An 18,940-nucleotide genomic window follows, 5' to 3' on the forward strand; every position below is an offset into this window, starting at 1 on the left:
GACACGTTAATAAAATGACCGCATTGGATACAAAGAGTACATCCTTGTCGCCGGGTAACACAGAAAACCCGTACCCGCTCCCCGGCCTGAGCACGGCCGAAGTTGACCGTATCCGCGCTTCCCGGGGGGAACAAGAGAGCCGACGGGGACTAAGTCCGGGCTGGCGGATCGTCCGGGAGATCGTTACCGAACCGATGTTCCTGATCCTGATCGTTACCGCCAGTATCTATTTCATTCTGCAGGAAACCACCGAAGCTTTTTTCATGCTGGGCGCTATTGCCCTTATCTCAGCCATTTCCTGGTATCAGAGCTCGCGGGCGCAGCAGGCTCTGGATGCGCTGAACGCCTACACCCAGGTGCTTGTCCGCGTGATCCGGGACAATCGCCTGCTGGAGATCAAACGGGAGGCGCTGGTACCGGGTGATTTCGTGGTGGTCACGGAAGGTGACCTGATACCGGTAGACGGGCAACTCGTGCTGGCCAATGACCTCAGCGTCAACGAATCCATTCTCACCGGAGAGGCTTTTGCGGTATCCAAACAGGTAGAAGGGAATGCGGAAGAACAACAGATCTTTCAGGGAACCCTGGCCCTGTCCGGTCAGGGGGTGGTCCGCGCTACTGCCGTTGCCGAGCAGACCCGTATGCACCAGATCGGCCGGGCGATCGACGAACTCGACCAGCAAAAGTCGGTCTTACAGCTGCAGGTGGAGCGCTTCGTTAAAAGAATGGCCATACTGGGTACGGCTGTTTTCTTCCTCATCCTGCTGGTGGATTTTTTCCGCACCCGGGAATTCCTGAACAGCCTGCTGGAAGGTCTGACCATCGCTATGTCCGTGCTGCCCGAGGAGATCCCCGTGGCCTTTACGGTATTTTTGGCGCTGGGAGCATTTCGCCTTGCCAAACAGGATATCATCGTCAAACGGTCCAATACAACCGAATCGCTGGGGTCGGTCAATGTGCTCTGCCTGGATAAAACCGGCACCATCACCGAAAACCGGATGGAACTGCGGCACCTCTACACCTATCAGGACGATACCATCAAGAGCAGCCGGGAAGCCGGCCCCGGAGCTGATCTGGAATTGATCCAAACGGCCATGTGGGCCAGTGAAACAACTCCTTTTGATCCTATGGAACAGGCCCTGCACAGGGCCTACGAGCAGCTTGCGCCCACAGACGAGAGAGGCGTTTACCACATGGTAGATGAGTATCCGCTTTCCGGCAAACCGCCGATGATGACCCACGTATTTTCCCGTACGGACCGGCCCGAGATCATCGCCACCAAAGGTGCCCCGGAGGCGGTACTGGCTTGTACCCGGCTCAGCGAAACCGAGAAAGAACACATCCGGGAAAAGATCGACCGGCTATCGGCCCAGGGGCTACGGATACTGGGCGTAGGGCGGGTCGACAAGATCCCCGAAACGCTACCGGCAAAACAACAGGATCTTACCTTCGAATTCCTCGGTCTGGTGGGATTCTACGATCCACCCAAAAAAGATATCCAGGCTTCCTTCCAGCGGCTCTATCGGGCCGGTATTCAGCTCAAGATCATCACCGGCGACAGCATTAATACCACGACCGCCATTGCCCGCCAGAGCGGTTTTGTTTTTGACCATCCCCCGATCACCGGGGCCGAGCTGGATGAACTTTCCCCGGAGCAGCTGGCGGAAACCACCCGCGAAACGGAACTATTCTGCCGGATCGCGCCGGAACAAAAACTCCGGATTGTCCAGTCGCTCAAAGATCAGGGCCTGATCGTGGGAATGACGGGTGACGGGGTCAATGACGGGCTCGCCCTCAAAGCCGCTCACATCGGTATTGCCATGGGGCTGCAGGGTACCGAGATCGCCCGCAGGGCCGCATCGTTGATCCTGGTAAACGGAAAACTGGATGCCATTGCGGAAGCCGTCGCCGTAGGACGCCGTATTTACGACAATCTCAAAAAGGCGATCCAGTACATCATTTCCATTCACATTCCCATTATTCTTACCGTTACCATTCCCATATTGCTCAACTGGAAATACGCCGCCATCTTCAGTCCGGTGCACGTCATCTTCCTGGAACTGATCATGGGCCCGACCTGTTCAATCGTCTACGAAAACGAACCGATGGAACCCAATACCATGGACCGACCGCCACGGGCCATCGGCCAGACTTTTTTTGGCACCCGGGAATTGCTCACCAGCATTCTGCAGGGCCTGGTGATCACGGCCGGCGTACTGGGTGTCTACGGCTACGGCCTGGCGCAGGGGCTATCCGAGACCACTACCCGCAGTCTGGTCTTCCTTACACTACTGATCGCTAATATTTTTTTAACGCTGGTCAACCGCTCCTTTTATTATTCCATCTTCCAAACGATCCGCTATAAGAACCGTCGCATGGTCTGGATCCTGCTTCTGACCATTAGTTTGATGTTGCTCATGGTGTATCTGCCGCCCCTGGCAGCCTTTTTCGGCATCGCGCCGCTGAGTTGGCTGCAGTTGGGGATTGCCGTGGCGGTGGGGGCGGGTACGACGCTTTGGTTTGAGTTGGTGAAGGGGTGGGGGACGGTTGACGGTCGATGGTCGAAGGTGGACGGTTGACGGTTGACGGTGTTGGTAGACGGTCGATGGGTGACGGTTGACGGTCGAAGGTGGACGGTTGACGGTTGTGGACAGTGTCGGTTAAGTTTTAACACTGACACCTGACACCTGACTCCTGCTAACTGACACCTGACACCTGACACCTGACACCTAAACAACTAACACCTCCCCCCTGCTCCCAAACCACCAATCCAACAGCAAAAGAAAGGCCGTCAACATAATAGCCAGGCAATTAGTCGCCGAACACCAACATCAACACCTTAACACTTTAAAACATTAACACCTATAATCTCAGCAATCGGGCGATCCGGACCATCATTACCGGCGTTATGCTGAACAGCAGTACCCAGCCCAGCCATTCCATCCGAAAAGGTACGAGGTGCAGAGCTGCCTGTAAGGGCGCTATCCAGTAAGCCAATAGCATAATGAGAATACTGCCGGCGAGGGCCATCCAGACATAAGGATTGCGGGTGATGGCATTGCGCCAAAAGGACTGGTGCGGGTCCGGCAGATTGAAGACGTGCCAGAGTTGAGCGATAATTATGGTGTAAAACGCAAAATTATTGGCCGGTGCATCCCCCAGTTGTAAATAATAAATGGCCCAGAGGAAGGCTCCTATGGTGGCAACGGTCAGGGCCAGAGCGTATTCGATGATTGCCCGCCAGGCGTGTGGGGTAATGATGGGTTCTCCTTTACCCCGGGGCGGCCGCTCCATGACGCCGTCATCGACCCGGTTCATCCCGAGTGCGAGGGCCGGAAATACATCCGTCACCATGTTCATAAACAGAATCTGCAGAGGGAACAGTGGCAGTGCGAGATTGGAGAGGTAGGCCCCGGCCACGATCAGCAGCTCACTTAAATTACAGGAGATGAGGTAGATCACGAAATGGCGGATATTGGTAAAGATGCCCCGCCCCTGCCGGATCGCTTCGGTAATCGAGGCAAACTGGTCGTCCTTCAGTACCAGGTCCGAAGCTTCTTTGGCGGCTTCGGTACCCCGGCTGCCCATGGCAATGCCGATATCTGCTTTTTTCAGGGCCGGCGCATCGTTGACGCCGTCGCCGGTCATGCCGACAATGAAACCTTCCTGCTGAAAAAGGTCCACGAGGTGCAGCTTCTGGGCCGGATTGACCCGGGCAAAGATCCGGGCGCTGAGGAGTCGTTGTTTCTCCCGCTCGCTGAGCTCGGCCGGTGGTTTAATGTCCGGGCCTTTGATCACGGGGCTTTCGGCGAAACCGATCAGTCCGGTTTTCAAACCGATATTTTTGGCCGTTTCCGGATGATCCCCGGTGGCCATAACGACCTGCACCCCGGCTGCCTTACACCGATCGATCGCACTTTTTACCGTTTGCCGGGGAGGATCGAGAAAGCCGACAAAACCGATGAAGACGATGTTTTCAAAAAAATCTGCCTTGGGTACGGGGATTTCACTGTATCCGAAACCTAACACCCGCAGGCCTTTGGCCGCCAGGGTATCCGCCTTATCCATCCAGGCCCGTCGTTGTGTTTCGGACAGTGGGATCTTCCCGTCCACGGTCAATATGTAATCGCTTTCCCGGAGCAGGATCTCCATGGCTCCTTTGATGCACACCAGGTAATCCGGTCGTCGACCGTTTTTGTGGAGGGTGCCCATCATCTTGCGTTCACTGTCAAAGGGGATTTCGCGGATCCGGGAGTAAGCGTCTCGGATCGCTGCGGGAGCGGTATCACTTCCCGCTACCATTTTCAGCAATGCTATTTCCAGCGGATCACCGGTACCCGGTCCGGAGGGGTGTTCATCCAGGCTGGCATTATTACAGAGTACCGCCACGTGCTGTAATTGGCTGTGGGCGTAGGTCTGCAACAGATACCGATCCGCGGGATCATCCAACACCAGTTGTTCTCCCTGAAAATGAACGCCGGCGGTGCCGAATTCAAAACCCATGACATCCGGCAACAACTGATTTTCGGTCAGGGTGCCGGTCTTATCCGTAATGATCACCTGGGTTTCACCCAGGGTTTCTACCGCACTGAGCTTTTTCACGATCACCTGCTGCCGCGCCAGCCGCAACATGCCCCGGGCCAGGGCGATCGTAGCTACGACCGGTAAACCTTCGGGCACCGCTGCGATCGCCAGCGCAATCGCCATTTCGATCATCAGAAAAATATCGCGGCCCTGGAGCAGACCGATCACCAGGATCATGAGGGCCAGGGCCAGCGCCAGCCAGATCAACTTCTGACTCAGTTTACTCAGCTTTTTCTCCAGCGGGGTTACTTCCTTGCTCGCGCGTTGCGCCAGGTCGGCGATCTTACCGATCTCAGTCCGAGAGCCGGTACGCACTACCACCGCCCGGGCATTCCCGCGACTTACCACCGTACCCCGGAACAACATATTTCGTTGATCCCCCAAAACCGTGGTGGCGGCAATCGGTTCTATCTGCTTACTGACCGCAACGCTCTCCCCGGTAAGGGCGGATTCATTGACCCCCAGATTGACCGTTTCCAGCAACCGCATATCGGCGGCGGGAATATCTCCGGCTTCCAGGTACACTACATCTCCGGGTACCAGACCGGCAGTTTCTACTTCTACCAGTTTACCATTGCGGTAGACCCGGGCAAAGGTTTGGGTGAGTTGGCGCAGGGCTTCCATGGAGCTCATGGCCTGCCATTCCATGGCAAATCCGATAATGGCATTGATCAGGATGACCACCAGAATGGCGATGGCCTCGAGGTCTTCACCAAAACCGAACGCCAGCGCTGATGCCAGCGCCAGTACCCAGGCCAGTGGACTCTTGAATTGTTCGAGGAATAGCTGGAGCAGGCTTTTTTGACGGTAGAGTTCCAATTCATTGGGGCCAACCTGCTCCAGACGGCTTTTCGCTTCCTCCGTGGTCAGGCCGGTGTCTATTGACACTTCCAATGAATGAACCACATCGGATGCCGTCATCAGATACGCTGCTAACGGCAGGGCGTATATTTCTTTTACGGTCGATATTTTCGCGGGAGCGGTGTTCATAATGAGCTCCGGTATTCTGGTTTTGCCTGTCTTCGTTCAGGATCCGCGGATGATCAAATTTCGTATTCCGGTTGCCAAAACTGCATTTCCTCGTTCCGCATGGCGTCAATGGCCATACGCACGCTGATCGCCGTCCGGGCCCCGGTGTAGATGTTGGAAACCGGCTGGTGATTATCGCGAATACATTCGTAAAATTCCTGCAGAGCGTAGTGGGTACCTTCCCAACCTTCCTTTGTATTATCACCATTCAGTTCCATGCCCTGATTGGCTTCCATCATTTTCATGGTCGCGCCGCTTACGCCGTCGACCGTACCCATTACTTTACTGTTCGGGCGTTCGAAGAACAGGCGACCCTTGTCAATACCGAGACTGATGGTGCCCTTGGAACCCCGGAATTCCATCAGATAACCGTTGTGGGCGTTGGCGGTCAGGGAAATACAGTTGACCTTCATACCGTTGGGATAACGCAGCAGGGAGTTCACATTGTCGAAGGTTTCCCGGCCGTCTTTCCAGTAATCGATACCGCCGAAGCCGGTGACTTTCTCCGGATGCGAATTAAAGATCCAGTTGATGTAATCGATCTGGTGGGAATGCAGTTCTGCCGTCAGGCCGCCGGAGTATTCGCGGTACATTCTCCAGTTGATCAGGCGTTCGTAACCGGGTTCGGGTACCGGACGGCGCCAGTCGGCATTGCGGTTCCACTGGACGTAGACATTCGTCACTTCACCGATGCTACCGCCGCGGATCATTTCGGCTACCTTGAAGTAAAGCGGCAGGTAGCGGTACTGATGGCCAACCTGAAATACCTGGCCTTTGTGCTGCTCTACCAGATGGACCAGATCCAGTGCTTCCCGGATCTGATAGGTCATTGTTTTTTCCTGGTAGACATGTTTGCCGGCGGCCAGCGCGGCTTTGGACATCTCAAAGTGCATGGAAAGCGGCGTGGCAATGATGACCGCATCTACCTCCTTATCGTCCAGCAGCTCCCGGTAGTCGGGATAAGCTTTGGTACCGCTGCCGGCATCGGCGATCGCCTTTTCCAACCGGAACGGCAGGATGTCCGAAGCGGCTACTACTTTCAGTTTGGGAAATTGTTGTAGGGTGCGAATGAGTCCGCCACCGCGATCACCGGTACCGATCACCCCGATCTGAAGTACATCGTTTTTGGCAATTCCCGCCGTGTCTCCAAAAATTTGTGGTCCGACCAGCATGGCGGATGTGGCCAGAGCGCTCTTTTCGAGGAAGGTTCTTCTTTTCATTGGTGTTTGTGTTTTTCGCTGAGCGGATCTTACCCGAAAGCAATTATCCGTCTAAGAGCATTACTACCTGTCTAAAGTTCGCGCTATCTGCCTGTTTTTCAACTGATAACCATCATTGCAAAACATGACAAATGACCTTATACCACCGCAAAAAATCCAGTAAATTCCATAGTCTGAAAACCATTGTCCGAGCACCAAAAAGAACCAAGCCATGAAAACAAAAATCGCATTCCTGCCGTGGATATTCGGATGGCTGATCCTCTTCCCATTCCTGCTCTCCGCTCAACCCGACCCGCCTTTGTTCGACGGATGGGAAGCAAATGATAAAGCGGCCATCGAGGCCCTGGTCATGTATCCGCAGGATACCCGTTCGGATATTCTGGAAGCCGCGAAATATCCGGAACTGCTGATCAAGATCGAAAGCCTGCAGAACAAGACCAGCCGCCAGTTCCGGCAACTGATCGCATCTCTGGATCAGGATCAGCAAAATACCCTGTATGACCTGGCCCGTTATCCGGGATTGGTCTCCCGTCTGGCCCTGGCCGAAGAGATCGGCGCACGAAATATTGAAGACATTCTGGTGGATTACCCGGAAGTGATCCACGCCCGGGCCCGGCAGGCTTTTCGCCGGTACGGAGGACTATTGCTGGAAATGGATGAAATGCATCTGGCCGCGGATCACCAGTTCAATGTCCTCATCGCTACTTATCCTTCCGATACCCGAGAGGCTTATCTCGACCTGGTCGATCTGCCGGAAGTGCTCAGCCTGCTGACGGAGAATATCCGCATGACCATCCTGGTAGGAGATCTGTACCGAAAAGATCCGGAACAGCTCAATCGCCAGATGGACAGCCTCAATCTGGTAGTGGCGGAAGCCAATACCCGCGAGCTGGAAACCTGGCAGAAAAGCGTCGGTGAAGATCCGGAGGTGATGGCCGAACTCCGCACTGCCTCCGAGGAATTTGCCGAGGAATACGGCTACGATGACGTGTATTATGCCTATGACGATATGTATGCCGAAGAGGAGCCGGACCGCGATAAATACGTGATAGAGCAATATTTCTACTACAACTATCCCTACTGGTTCGGATTTCCTAACTGGTATTACTATCCACGCTGGCGCCCCTACCCGATCTGGTACGAATCCGGCTTTTATGTCGTGCTGGATGGTACCTTTATCATCAACCGGCTGCCGTCCTTTTATTTTACCTTCTGGTATTTCAACCGGCCATACCACCATTATTACTATCCCCACCTGTCGCGGCAATTTGTGCGACACACCTACTACGGTCCCCGACCCGGAACCAGCAGCATTGCAGTAAATGTGCGAAGCTGGCAGCAAAACAACCGGGAAGTGATCACCGAAGCCTGGCTGCAGGATGATCGCAACAGTATTGAACGATTCCGGGAATACGGCAAATTTGAACTGGACCGTGCGCAGTACAACCGCAAAAAACTGGAAAAAGAACTCTCGCCGACGGAATACCTGGACCGGCACCGGAATAAGTATCCAGAACTCAACCGTACCAACGCAAAGCGGAGTGCGCCCACTCGGACGATCACGCGCCCGGACACTAATGTGCCGCGTACGGCACCGCAAAGTACACCTCCCCGGCAGACCGTCCCCAGGCGGGTGGAACCCGACCGGATCCGTATCACTCCCAGGGTAAGGATCGATACGCCTCCCAAAAAAGAAGTGCCGAAAATTAATAAAGGGGTGGATCAGCACCGGCGAACTATCGAGCGATCCAAAACGCCCCAACCCCGGGTGACGCCACGAACGACTCCCCGGATGGCGCCCAAGGTACCACCCCGGATAGTACCGAAAACCAAAAAGAAAAAGGGAAACGGCTAAAGACCAGCCGGTTTCAGACCGGTTTTGGGGTTAGCCGATCATGTGGGTATCATGTTGACATTCGGGGCATCGGAAACTTTCCGGTGCCCCGATGATCATCCAGCATGGAATCGACACTTCTGCTTTTAACGGATCAGCGCCTGGAAGGCCTCGTCCTCCGTAGCCACAAAGTTAATCCGCCGCTGCCGGTTACTTTCGTAGATAAAATCCTGCAGGCTTTGGCTGTTGTAGCCGGAAAAATCGCCGATAATGGCGAGATATCCGTTGTAAGTGGAGAATTTTTGCAGGATCTCTCCGGCAATTCCCGATCTCAATTCAAAAAATTCCGGCACCAGCTGCTCCGCAAAAAGGACTACTTTATTGGTCCCCGCATACTGGCTGTTGACCAATAGCTCGGCGGCATCCTGCGCATTGCGGATCCGGTATTGGGTGGTCGCCGGCAGAGCGATGGTGGCTCCATCTCTTTCGATCAATCTGATTTCCATGTTCTAATTTTTCTGAATCCATCCAACCCTCTAGAACATCATTTGGTTAGCTAAAATTCCAGAACGGCTAATTTCTTTTGTTCCTTTAGAACCTCAACGAGAGCATCGTCACAAAGCCTCTGCGGAAGCTTCAATGAAAGCCCCCGACCGCGCTTTTTGAAAATCCCCTCCGGATACAATGAGCGAAATTTGCGTTCGATTCCTGGGAAGAATAGCTACATTTGAAAACCGAAGCGAGACCCAAGGCATCTTTCCTTACCCGTCCCAATGCAGCCTTCTGCCCGGGCTTGCGGTGTAGGAATTTACAACCATCTTTAAACTCACAACATGCAGCACATCTCCTTACCATCCGTATTTTCAACTCGCTTTTTAATTTTTGTTCTGCTCACCAACATCCTATTCGCGGCCTGTACGTCTACCGATCCGTTCCAGGAATTTCTCGCCGCCGGTGGGCAGGAATACGATCTGCTGATCAGCGGTGGTCAGGTACTGGACGGCACCGACAGCGTAGCCCGGCGGGCCGACATTCTTATCCAACAGGATTCCATTGTTTTTATCGGCCTGATCGATACGGCGCTGGTCTCGGTTAAGCAGATTATCGATGCCAAAGGCAAATATGTTACTCCCGGCTTTATCGATACCCACGCGCACGGCGATCCGACGGAAACGCCCGCATTTGAGAATTTTCTGGCTCAGGGCGTCACCACGATCTGCCTGGGGCAGGACGGCGGCAGTCCGGGATTTGAGGACCTGCGCCCCTGGATGGATCAGGTGGACAGCATCCGAACCGGAGTGAATATCGCGCTTTTTGCCGGCCACGGTACGCTGCGCCGCCTCAGCGGTGTGGATTACGACCGGGAACCGGGCGAGGACGGCCTCCGGCGAATGGAAGAACTGTTGAGCGCCGCCCTGGATGCCGGCTGCTTCGGCATGACCACGGGCCTGGAGTATACACCCGGCACCTACGCCGGAGATGCGGAACTGATCGCCCTGGCCAAAATCGTGGGCCAACGGAACGGGCTCATCATGAGCCATATGCGCAATGAAGACAACGATGCGATCGAAGCCTCGCTGCGCGAATTGCTGCGGCAGGGGCAATACGCCAATGTGCAGGCCTCCCACCTGAAAGTGGTTTACGGAAAAGGAGCCGGGCGCGCCGAAGAGGTCCTGGCCATGCTTGATTCCGCCCGCCGGGCCTCTACCCATACGGTCACCGCCGATGTTTATCCCTATACCGCCAGCTATACCGGTATCGGGATCGTATTCCCGCAGTGGGCCAAACCGCCCAATATTTACGGAGACGTCAAACAGGCCCGGCGGGAGGAACTGCTGGCCTTTCTCCGGCAGAAGATCACCGATCGCAATGGTCCGGAAGCCACACTCTTCGGTACGGCGCCCTTTGCCGGTAAAACCCTGGCCGAAGTAGCCCGGGAACAGGAGCGCCCTTTTGAAGAGGTGTTGCTGGACATCGGCCCCGGCGGCGCTTCGGGAGCCTATTTTGTGATGAATGAAGACCTGCAAGCCCGGCTGTTACAGGATCCCCACGTGATGATCTGCTCGGACGGCAGCCCAACCATGCGGCATCCGCGTGGCTACGGCAGTTTCACCAAGATCCTGACCACCTACGCACAGCAAGAAAAACTGTTTTCTCTGCCCGAGGCTATCCGCAAAATGACCAGTCTGCCCGCCGAAACCCTGGGTATGGCCGGCCGCGGGCACCTCCGGACGGGCTATTTTGCCGATCTGCTCATCTTCGATCCCGAGCGGATCGAGGCCAAAGCCACCTTCAGCGAACCCCACCAGTGGTCCGAAGGTATGGACTGGGTGATCGTTAACGGTGAGGTCGCCTGGCAATCCGGAAAACTCATGGGCCGAAACGGCCGGGTCGTCAAAAAATAACCGAACCGTGGTTCTGCCGCTTGAGTGGCAGAACCACGATTCCTAATTTCCATTCTTCGCCCGGCTTTTTCGGATAATTATGATTTTTTTTATTATGTTTGTCTTTATACCCCTCCTCCACCCAAATAAATAGGTAACACGCATCTTACCTCCCCATATTTTCAAATAGCATTTTTTTTGAGTTAAACATTACTCGAGAGACTTATCGTGCAATGCATTAGCGTTGTCTTAGTTGCTTCGGCACGAAGTGACCTGGAATTGTTATTTCTTAACACTCTTTATAAAAGTCTCTATGAATAATTGCAAGATTGTACTGTTTCTCCTCGCAGTATGTGTAGCCGTCTTCCGGCCTGCCGGCGATCTACTGGCCCAACCAACTACCCTGAGTATCGCCAAATCCATTGCCACCAAGGAAGCAGCATTGACCCGTGCGCCGGTTACTCCTCTGCTGACAGAGGTCCCCGCACCCGAGGAGGTTAAGCAAAAACAAGCCGGTAATCTCCGGTCCGCCAGTTACCTGCGGATGGATCAGACGGCCGTGACCACTCTTCTGGAAAGACCGGAGGAGGTGCTCAAACTCCGCCTTCCCAACCCGGTTGGGGAATCGATCAATCTGCGCCTGGAACGCGCCGACATCTTCAGTGACAATTTTAACGTCTATGCCGCTTCCGACCGCAGCCGTCCCCTGGATTACCAGGGAGGAGCCTATTATTGGGGTATCGTAGACGGGCATCCCGAATCGCTGGCGGCTATCACCGTCATCGATGGAGAAGTTTCCGGTCTGGTCCACCTCGAAGGTTCGACCTTTAACCTGGGGCGTATGGAAGGCAAGAAAGACGGCCTCCATGTTTTCTACCGGGCCGAAGACCTGCAGCAGACGCCGCCGTCCAATTGCTTCACGGATGATGATGAACACAATATCGGCCGGGGCAAACACGACGATTCGGTGACTGCCTATACCAAAGCCGCCGACAATTGTGTGCGGATGTATGTAGAAGTGGATTACGACATCTATCAAAGCCGGGGAGGTGTGACCCAGGCTGCCGATTATGTTACCGCTGTCTTCAACCAGGTGTCCATTCTGTACGCCAACGAAGCCATCAATCTGGTACTGAACGAAGTAGTGGTCTGGGATGTCGTCGATCCCTACACCGGTACCTCCACCAGCAACTACCTGACCCAGTTCCGCAATAATCTCAACGGAGAATATAACGGTGACCTCGCCCATCTCGTAGGTTACAATGGAGGTGGCGGTATCGCCTACCTGAATGTACTTTGTAATTCCTTCTACGGAGTAGGTTACAGCGATATCAATTCTACGTTCAACGAAGTACCTACTTACAGCTGGACCATTGAAGTGGTCACCCACGAAATCGGCCATAACCTGGGCTCCAGCCATACCCACGCCTGTGTGTGGAACGGCGACAATACCGCGATTGACGGTTGCGGACCGGCGGCCGGCTACAGTGAAGGCTGCAACGGCCCTATCCCCTCGAAGGGAACCATAATGAGCTATTGCCACCTCGTAGGGGGTGTCGGCATTGACCTGGCCCTGGGTTTTGGTCCGCAGCCGGGAGACCTGATCCGCAGCCGGGTCTACAACTCTTCCTGCCTGATCGCCTGTGGCGCGCCCACGGTAAATGATGCCGGTATTACCAGTATTATTACGCCAAGCGGAACCATCTGTACCGAGACCGTGACGCCTACGGTGGAATTGTCCAACTTCGGCACCGATAACCTGACCAGTGTGACGATCAATTACGAAGTGGACGGATCACCCGCCGGTAGTTTTAACTGGACCGGCAACCTGGCCATCGGGAATTCTACCCAGGTGAATTTGCCGGATATCGCCTTCGCCGAAGGCGGTCATTTCTTCTCAGCTTACACCACTTCGCCCAATGGTGTGCAGGATGAGGATACTACCAACGACGCGGCCTCTTCCAACTTTACCCGCTCTACCCGTACCAGCTATTATGCCGATGCGGACGGGGATGGTTTCGGGGATCCCAATGTGACGGTTCTCGATTGTGTTCCTCCGGCGGGTTATGTCACCGACAATACGGATTGTAATGACAATGACGCCAATGCCTATCCCGGCGCTCCCTGCAACGACGGAGAAAGTTGTACTACCGGAGACATCATGGATGCAAATTGTAATTGTGCCGGTACCTTTACGGATTCCGATGGTGACGGGGTTTGCGACGGAGATGACATTTGTCCCGGCGGCGATGATAGCCTGGACAGTGACAGCGACGGTATTCCCGACTTTTGTGATTGTAATCCGGCGGTAGGTGACTTCCCGGCTAACCCGCTCGTGCACGACGGAACCGGAGCGACCGGTACCACTTTTACTTTTGAGGCCGGCAGCAAGGATGCAGCTTTCACCATCAGCGGTCTGGATCGCGAGTTGAGCGGTAACCCACGGGGTCGCTACGCCGAGCTGGTTACCATCACTTATATCGATGGCGGTGGCAACACCCAGAACTACGGTACTTTTGACGGAGGAAGTAATGGTACGGTCGTTGTATCCATTTCCGACGGCATCCAATCGGTCACGGTTGAACTGAGCGACGGTTATGACGGTTCCGCGCCGGTTACCCTTTCCGTGAATCTCAGCGCTATTGATTACTGTGTGCCTTTCCCATCCTGCCTGGATTCTGACGGCGACGGTATTTGTGATACGGAAGATGTTTGTCCTGGTCTGGATGACAGCCTCATCGGTATGCCCTGTGATGACGGCGATCCCTGTACGATAGACGATGTTTACGGACCGGATTGTAATTGTACCGGAGTTTATGCCGATAGTGATAATGACACCGTCTGCGACGGGGAAGATGTCTGCCCGGGTGGCGATGACCGAATTGACAGTGACGGCGACGGTATCCCCGATGCCTGTGATCCGAGCAATTGTTCCAATGAAGTCACCAGCACCTTTAGCCCCAATCCGCTTTCCTACAGCGGTACCGGGTCGGCCAGTTCCACGCTGAACTTCAGCGGTACGCACTCCGGCATTAACTTCACCATCAGTGATCTGTCCGCGCGGACCGGCGGTAAACCCGATCTCCGCTTTATCGAAGAAGTGACGGTCACTTATGTAGATGCCACGGACACTACAGTTCCTTACGGCACTTTCAGCGGTGAAACCCAGAGTACCGTAAACGTGAGTATACCGGAAGTGGTAAAAAGCATTACCGTTACCCTGCGCAATGCTTACGGCGGGGCCAGCTCTACCGTACTCAGCATAGATCTCAGTACAGTGGTGTCCTGCGCCAGTTTCCCGCGGAATCTGCTGTTACCGGGCAATGCGCCGGATCAAAGCGAACTGAAACTGTACCCGAACCCCACTACGGGACAATCTCTGCTGCGTTTCGGCCTTACGCTGGAAGAAGCCCGGGTGATCGTCCGCAATCTGCAGGGCGCCCAGGTAGCCAGCTACGAGATCCAGGAGCAGGATGCACTGCTGCTGAATACGCAGGCGTGGTCCGGTCAGAGTCAGGTTTACCTGATCACCATCTACCTGCCTTCCGGAGATACGATGACCAAACGGTTGATCGTTGCCCGGGATTAAGGGATGAGATAAAAAGATAAGCAATTAACTAGTGGTCCTGTTGCCCGGAGCGGCAGGGCCACTAGTCATTTTCAGGGAATCCGAAGGCGCTTTGTCCATTTCGGATCGACAAAAATCGGGTGATAAGACCGGAGCATTTAAAGTTGGAGAGAGATTGTGGAGAAAGTATGAATATAAAAATCCCGCCAATTTTTTAACGCGATAAAAATTGAAATCCACGCTCAAATGCCTACATTGGCCTTTCTTAGTTCAAAACGAGAAATTAGAAATGTGTAGATCTCTTACCGATCATCTTTTCTACCGCTGGCTCATCATCCTCCCGCTTCTGGGGAGCATTGTGTGCCTTGGTTTCTCGCCACTGAACGAGCCGGATCTCTCTACTGCCGGCATCACCTTTCAAGAAAACTACGGCCATCCGATCTTCGGTAATCAGCCCCAGGCTGAAACTCCGCAGCACTTTCTGTTGGTCGAAGTCAGTGAAAACAGCAATCAGGAAGACAGCCAGGAGGAAGAGGCCGGTCATCAGTCTGTTTCGGGTTTGACCGACACCGCCAATTTCCCCCTGAGTGCCGACCGAACTTCCCACGCCCAACCACGGGTAACAAGCACCCGGGCATCGGACGCCGGTTGCAAGAAGTACATCCTCTTTCAATCGCTCAAGCTGGATTGCTAATCCAATTTCATTTTCAATATTTGGGGTAGGAAACGTCCATTCGATAATCCGGACGTGTAAGGTTTATGGTCATCGGGCCTTATGCCTTGCTCAGCGTGTGGGTTCCAACCAGTCTGGCTGTTTCCATCAGCCTGAATAATGCGGTGACCGGTTTGGCCGGCACGCTCCTACCCTTTTTCCGGATCAATACCGTAAATCAATGAAATAACCTAAGCGTCGACAGATTCGGATCAACGCTTATCGCACCGACCATTTGCGTCAAAAATTGCAGCGTGTAAATCCTTTTACCTTGTTATAGCATAGTTTAATTTTAGGTAGTACATTTATTGCGAAGGCTTCCGGGGGTTTCCCGGGAGCCTTTTGTTCTCTGCGGCCGTTTAATCCAGAACCACCAGTTTCAGATCCTTTTTTCCTTCATCGGTGATCAATTGGACCACATAGATACCAGCGTGGAGTTCACGCAGATCAATGGATAATTCATGATCACCCGCTGATGCGTTCGACCTATCGCTTATAACTCTGGACCGGCCATTCAGATCGACCAGTAAGATCTTGACATTTGTCGTTTTGGGCAATCGATACAGCAAGGTCGTACGCGCCTTGCCCGGATTGGGAAAGATCTCCAGGCGGGAAACTGCCTTTTGATCGGTTTGGAGTACTTCCGGCAAGGTGCGGGCCTGGGGTGGAGTTATGATCTCGCAGGGCTCAATAAACGCCCGGAAGGTAGCCCCGGCCGCAGCGTGAAAGCCGGGCAGCAGGCGGATCTGTTCTCCGGCTACCATTCCCACCGTGGTATCCGGACTGATCAGGCCGTTCGCGTCTAGAGTAAAGGCAGCCCGGTAAATATCGTTAGGAATAGATCCCGGGCCCAGCGTCAGATCTTCATCATCACAGATCAGACCTTCCACCGGTTGGACACTCAGACTGAAAATAGTGGTTTGCAGCGTAAGATCCGGTACATTCGGGTTTGTGATCAGGCAATAATAATCTCCCGCGTCTTCCAACTCCGCGGGAACAAAGCTCAATTTGTTGGTCCCTTCAATGACGCGATAAAGTTCTCCATCTTTGTACCAGCTATAAATATTGGAAGCAATTTCCTCGTCGAATTCCAGGTTGATCGTGGCCAGTTCTCCCTCGACCGCCTGCCGATCCGGATCATCGTAAGTTATAATTCGCTGCGGTGCGTAAATGAAATTATCCGGATTGGGAAATTGCCCCGCCAACTGATCAAAGCCCGGGAGCAGATCCTCAAAGGTCAGATCATTGTTTTGGATCCACAATTTCCTAAAAAGCGGTAAATGGGTCAGGTCCGGAAGAGAGCAGGACAATTCATTTTGGTGAATGTAAATTAAAGACAGTGAATCACAAAGGTTAAAATCCGGGAGGCAGGTAAATTTATTTGCTCCCATAAATAGTGATCTGAGCACCGGCAAGTTAGAAAAGTTGGGGATCGGTCCCGGCATATTGTTATTTGTAATATTCAATCGCTCCAATTTGGGAATACCGGAAAAGTCCGGCATCGGAACATTAAAGCGCGTACTGATGAGCTCTAGTCGTTGGAGTTGCGGAAGATTAGAAAAATCCGGAATACTGCCGGTAAGGAAATTGACGCTAACATCCAAAATGACCAATTCCGGCAGCATGGAGAAATCGGGCAAATTCCCGGTAAAATTATTGTTTCCCAAATACAGATAAAGCAGCTTCCCCATACCGGAAAAATCCGGAAGCGCGCCGGCCAGCGCATTGGCTCCCAGGTCGAGATAGATCAGATGGGGTAATTGCAGATCCGGCATCTCCCCCATCAGGTTGTTTCCGGAGCCTCCGGTAAAATTACCAAAATCGGCTATGCCATCCAGATCAATTCGGTACACACAGCCCGCTTCGTTCAATTCCACTCCGAACCAGGTAGCCATCGGTTGGGTCAGATCCCAGGTATTGATCCAGTTAGGACCGTTGGTGGTCTCGTAAAAAGAGACCAAAGTGAGAGAATCCATCGTACGGCAACTTAAATTGGAGATCTCCAGCTGAATATTTTCGGTCTGCAGGGTCAGCTCCGGCGCATTCGGGTTGGTTACCTCACAGCGGTAATTACCGGCATCTCCGTATTGAAAACTGGCGAAATCTAAAGTATTCTGACCGATAATGGTGCGGAGGAGTTCATCGTTTTTATACCAGGTATACACATTGGTCGAAACCGTATCATCAATCATCAGTTCCAGGGAATAGCTGGTGTTTTCCGGTACGGTGATCGTGGTGTCCCGCAGGATCGGTTTCTGGAGATAATAGGTAAAACCACCGGTCAGATTTGTACTTAAAGCTTCGAAATTTGGAAGAATATCTTCAAAAGTGAAATGGTTTTCTACCATTATGAAATAGAAGAACGCCGATAAATACTGATAATCGGGTACCAATCCTTCCAGGTTATTGCCCCCCACAAAAAAGTGCGTCAACTGCTGCAAATTGGCAAGCGCCGGAAGTGGCCCGCTTAGCTGATTATAAGATAAAACGATCCACTGCAATTTAGGGCAGCTGGAAAATTCCGGGATAGAGCCGGTTAATTGATTCCACTCGACAATAAGAAAAATAAGATTGGGTAGGTTAGAAAAATCCGGTATTGCGCCTTCCAGTTGATTGCGCCGGAGGGAAAGACGGGTTAGATTCGGGAGATTAGAAAAATCGGATATAGTCCCCGAAATTTTACTGTCTCCTATTTCCAGTTTTTTCAGGTTCGGCAAATTGGAAAAATCGGTCAGAGGCGCATTAATATTACTTCTTGCAATGGTGAACTCTTCTAATATCGGCAAATTGGAAAAGTCGGGAATAGGCCCTTCAATGGTAGTATATCCGAGGAAGAGGTATTTCAGATTGGGAATATTGGAAAAGTCGGGAATATTCCCCGTGTAATTATTCCCCGAAAGCGTCAATCGTTCCAGCGCGGGCACCCCGACCAGATCCGGAATTGCGGTAAAATTATTACTGGTAATATCCAGTTCCTTCAAAGCCGGCAGGTTAAAGGTGGGGAACGGTCCGGAAAAATTACACCGGTCGATCAGGAGGGTTTCCAACTTGGGCAGATCCAGAGCGGGTAATTGCGAATCAAAATTATTTTCTCCAAGGTCCAGAAATACCAGTTCCGGCAGGGAAGTAAAGTTCGGTAGTGCGCCGGACACGTTATTACGCCAGAGGTTCAGATATCGTAATTGCGGGAGATCCAGATCCGGCAGCGTTCCCTTCAGCCCGTTGCCGGCCCCGAGTTCGTGCGGTCCGGCACAGGAAACCACACCGTCCATATCGATACAGACCACCTGACCGGCCGCATTCAGCTGAATACCGTACCAGGTATCCATCGGCTGATTGAGATCCCAGGTGTTCCTCCAGTTGGGCCCATCGGTTGCGTTATACAACGTGACCAGCACCAGCGAATCCGCTTCCCTTTCCGGAGAAAAAGCGAAGCCGGCATTTCCGGATGGCTTAGCGTTAGCGATGGCTGGATGTGATGCGGCAGAAAGACCAGGCAACAAGAAAAAAAGGCCCAGTAATACTGAGCAGAAGAATTGTAGAGAGCGGTTCATTTGAGAAACTATTTAATCTTTAAATTTGCTTCAAGATACTAAGACCATTCCACTA

9 protein-coding genes are annotated in these 18,940 nt (G+C 53.2%); 5 read left to right on the forward strand and 4 right to left on the reverse strand.

Features of this window, described 5'->3' with window-relative positions:
- The first annotated feature begins 23 nt into the window (after positions 1-23).
- Positions 24-2,579, forward strand: a complete 2,556-nt coding sequence (locus CRP01_RS02510) for a cation-translocating P-type ATPase (protein ID WP_222845646.1) — start codon at positions 24-26, stop codon at positions 2,577-2,579.
- A 283-nt stretch (positions 2,580-2,862) separates the two neighbouring features.
- Here the strand turns inward: CRP01_RS02510 and CRP01_RS02515 are convergent, their stop codons facing one another.
- Positions 2,863-5,574 (reverse strand): cation-translocating P-type ATPase, encoded by a 2,712-nt coding sequence (locus CRP01_RS02515; protein WP_099148416.1) that lies wholly within the window; start codon positions 5,572-5,574, stop codon positions 2,863-2,865.
- 53 nt (positions 5,575-5,627) lie between these two features.
- Entirely contained in the window at positions 5,628-6,833 is a 1,206-nt protein-coding gene (locus tag CRP01_RS02520) for a Gfo/Idh/MocA family protein (RefSeq protein ID WP_099148417.1), read from the reverse strand.
- Positions 6,834-7,044: 211 nt separating this feature from the next.
- Between CRP01_RS02520 and CRP01_RS02525 the strand changes: the two genes are divergently transcribed.
- Entirely contained in the window at positions 7,045-8,688 is a 1,644-nt protein-coding gene (locus CRP01_RS02525) for a hypothetical protein (RefSeq protein WP_099148418.1), read from the forward strand.
- Between the two features lie 125 nt (positions 8,689-8,813).
- Here the strand turns inward: CRP01_RS02525 and CRP01_RS02530 are convergent, their stop codons facing one another.
- Positions 8,814-9,173, reverse strand: coding sequence for a DUF4180 domain-containing protein (locus CRP01_RS02530; RefSeq protein WP_099148419.1), 360 nt, complete (start codon positions 9,171-9,173; stop codon positions 8,814-8,816).
- A gap of 327 nt (positions 9,174-9,500) precedes the next feature.
- Between CRP01_RS02530 and CRP01_RS02535 the strand changes: the two genes are divergently transcribed.
- The 3 genes from CRP01_RS02535 to CRP01_RS02545 all read left to right on the forward strand — a co-directional run bounded on the left by CRP01_RS02535 (position 9,501) and on the right by CRP01_RS02545 (position 15,313).
- Complete coding sequence (locus CRP01_RS02535) at positions 9,501-11,072, forward strand: N-acyl-D-amino-acid deacylase family protein (RefSeq protein ID WP_099148420.1); 1,572 nt, start codon at positions 9,501-9,503, stop codon at positions 11,070-11,072.
- Between the two features lie 292 nt (positions 11,073-11,364).
- The gene (locus tag CRP01_RS02540; protein WP_099148421.1) at positions 11,365-14,640 is read left to right on the forward strand and encodes a M12 family metallo-peptidase; all 3,276 of its coding nucleotides are present in this window, start codon (positions 11,365-11,367) and stop codon (positions 14,638-14,640) included.
- Between the two features lie 268 nt (positions 14,641-14,908).
- Positions 14,909-15,313: a hypothetical protein gene (locus CRP01_RS02545; RefSeq protein ID WP_099148422.1), complete on the forward strand. Its 405-nt coding sequence runs from the start codon at positions 14,909-14,911 to the stop codon at positions 15,311-15,313.
- Positions 15,314-15,690: 377 nt separating this feature from the next.
- On the opposite strand, the gene CRP01_RS02550 is transcribed toward CRP01_RS02545, so the two are convergent.
- Positions 15,691-18,885: a 3-coathanger stack domain-containing protein gene (locus CRP01_RS02550; protein WP_099148423.1), complete on the reverse strand. Its 3,195-nt coding sequence runs from the start codon at positions 18,883-18,885 to the stop codon at positions 15,691-15,693.
- Positions 18,886-18,940: the final 55 nt, after the last annotated feature.

It is taken from the genome of Flavilitoribacter nigricans DSM 23189 = NBRC 102662 (assembly GCF_002646595.1).
Lineage (GTDB): Bacteria > Bacteroidota > Bacteroidia > Chitinophagales > Saprospiraceae > Flavilitoribacter > Flavilitoribacter nigricans.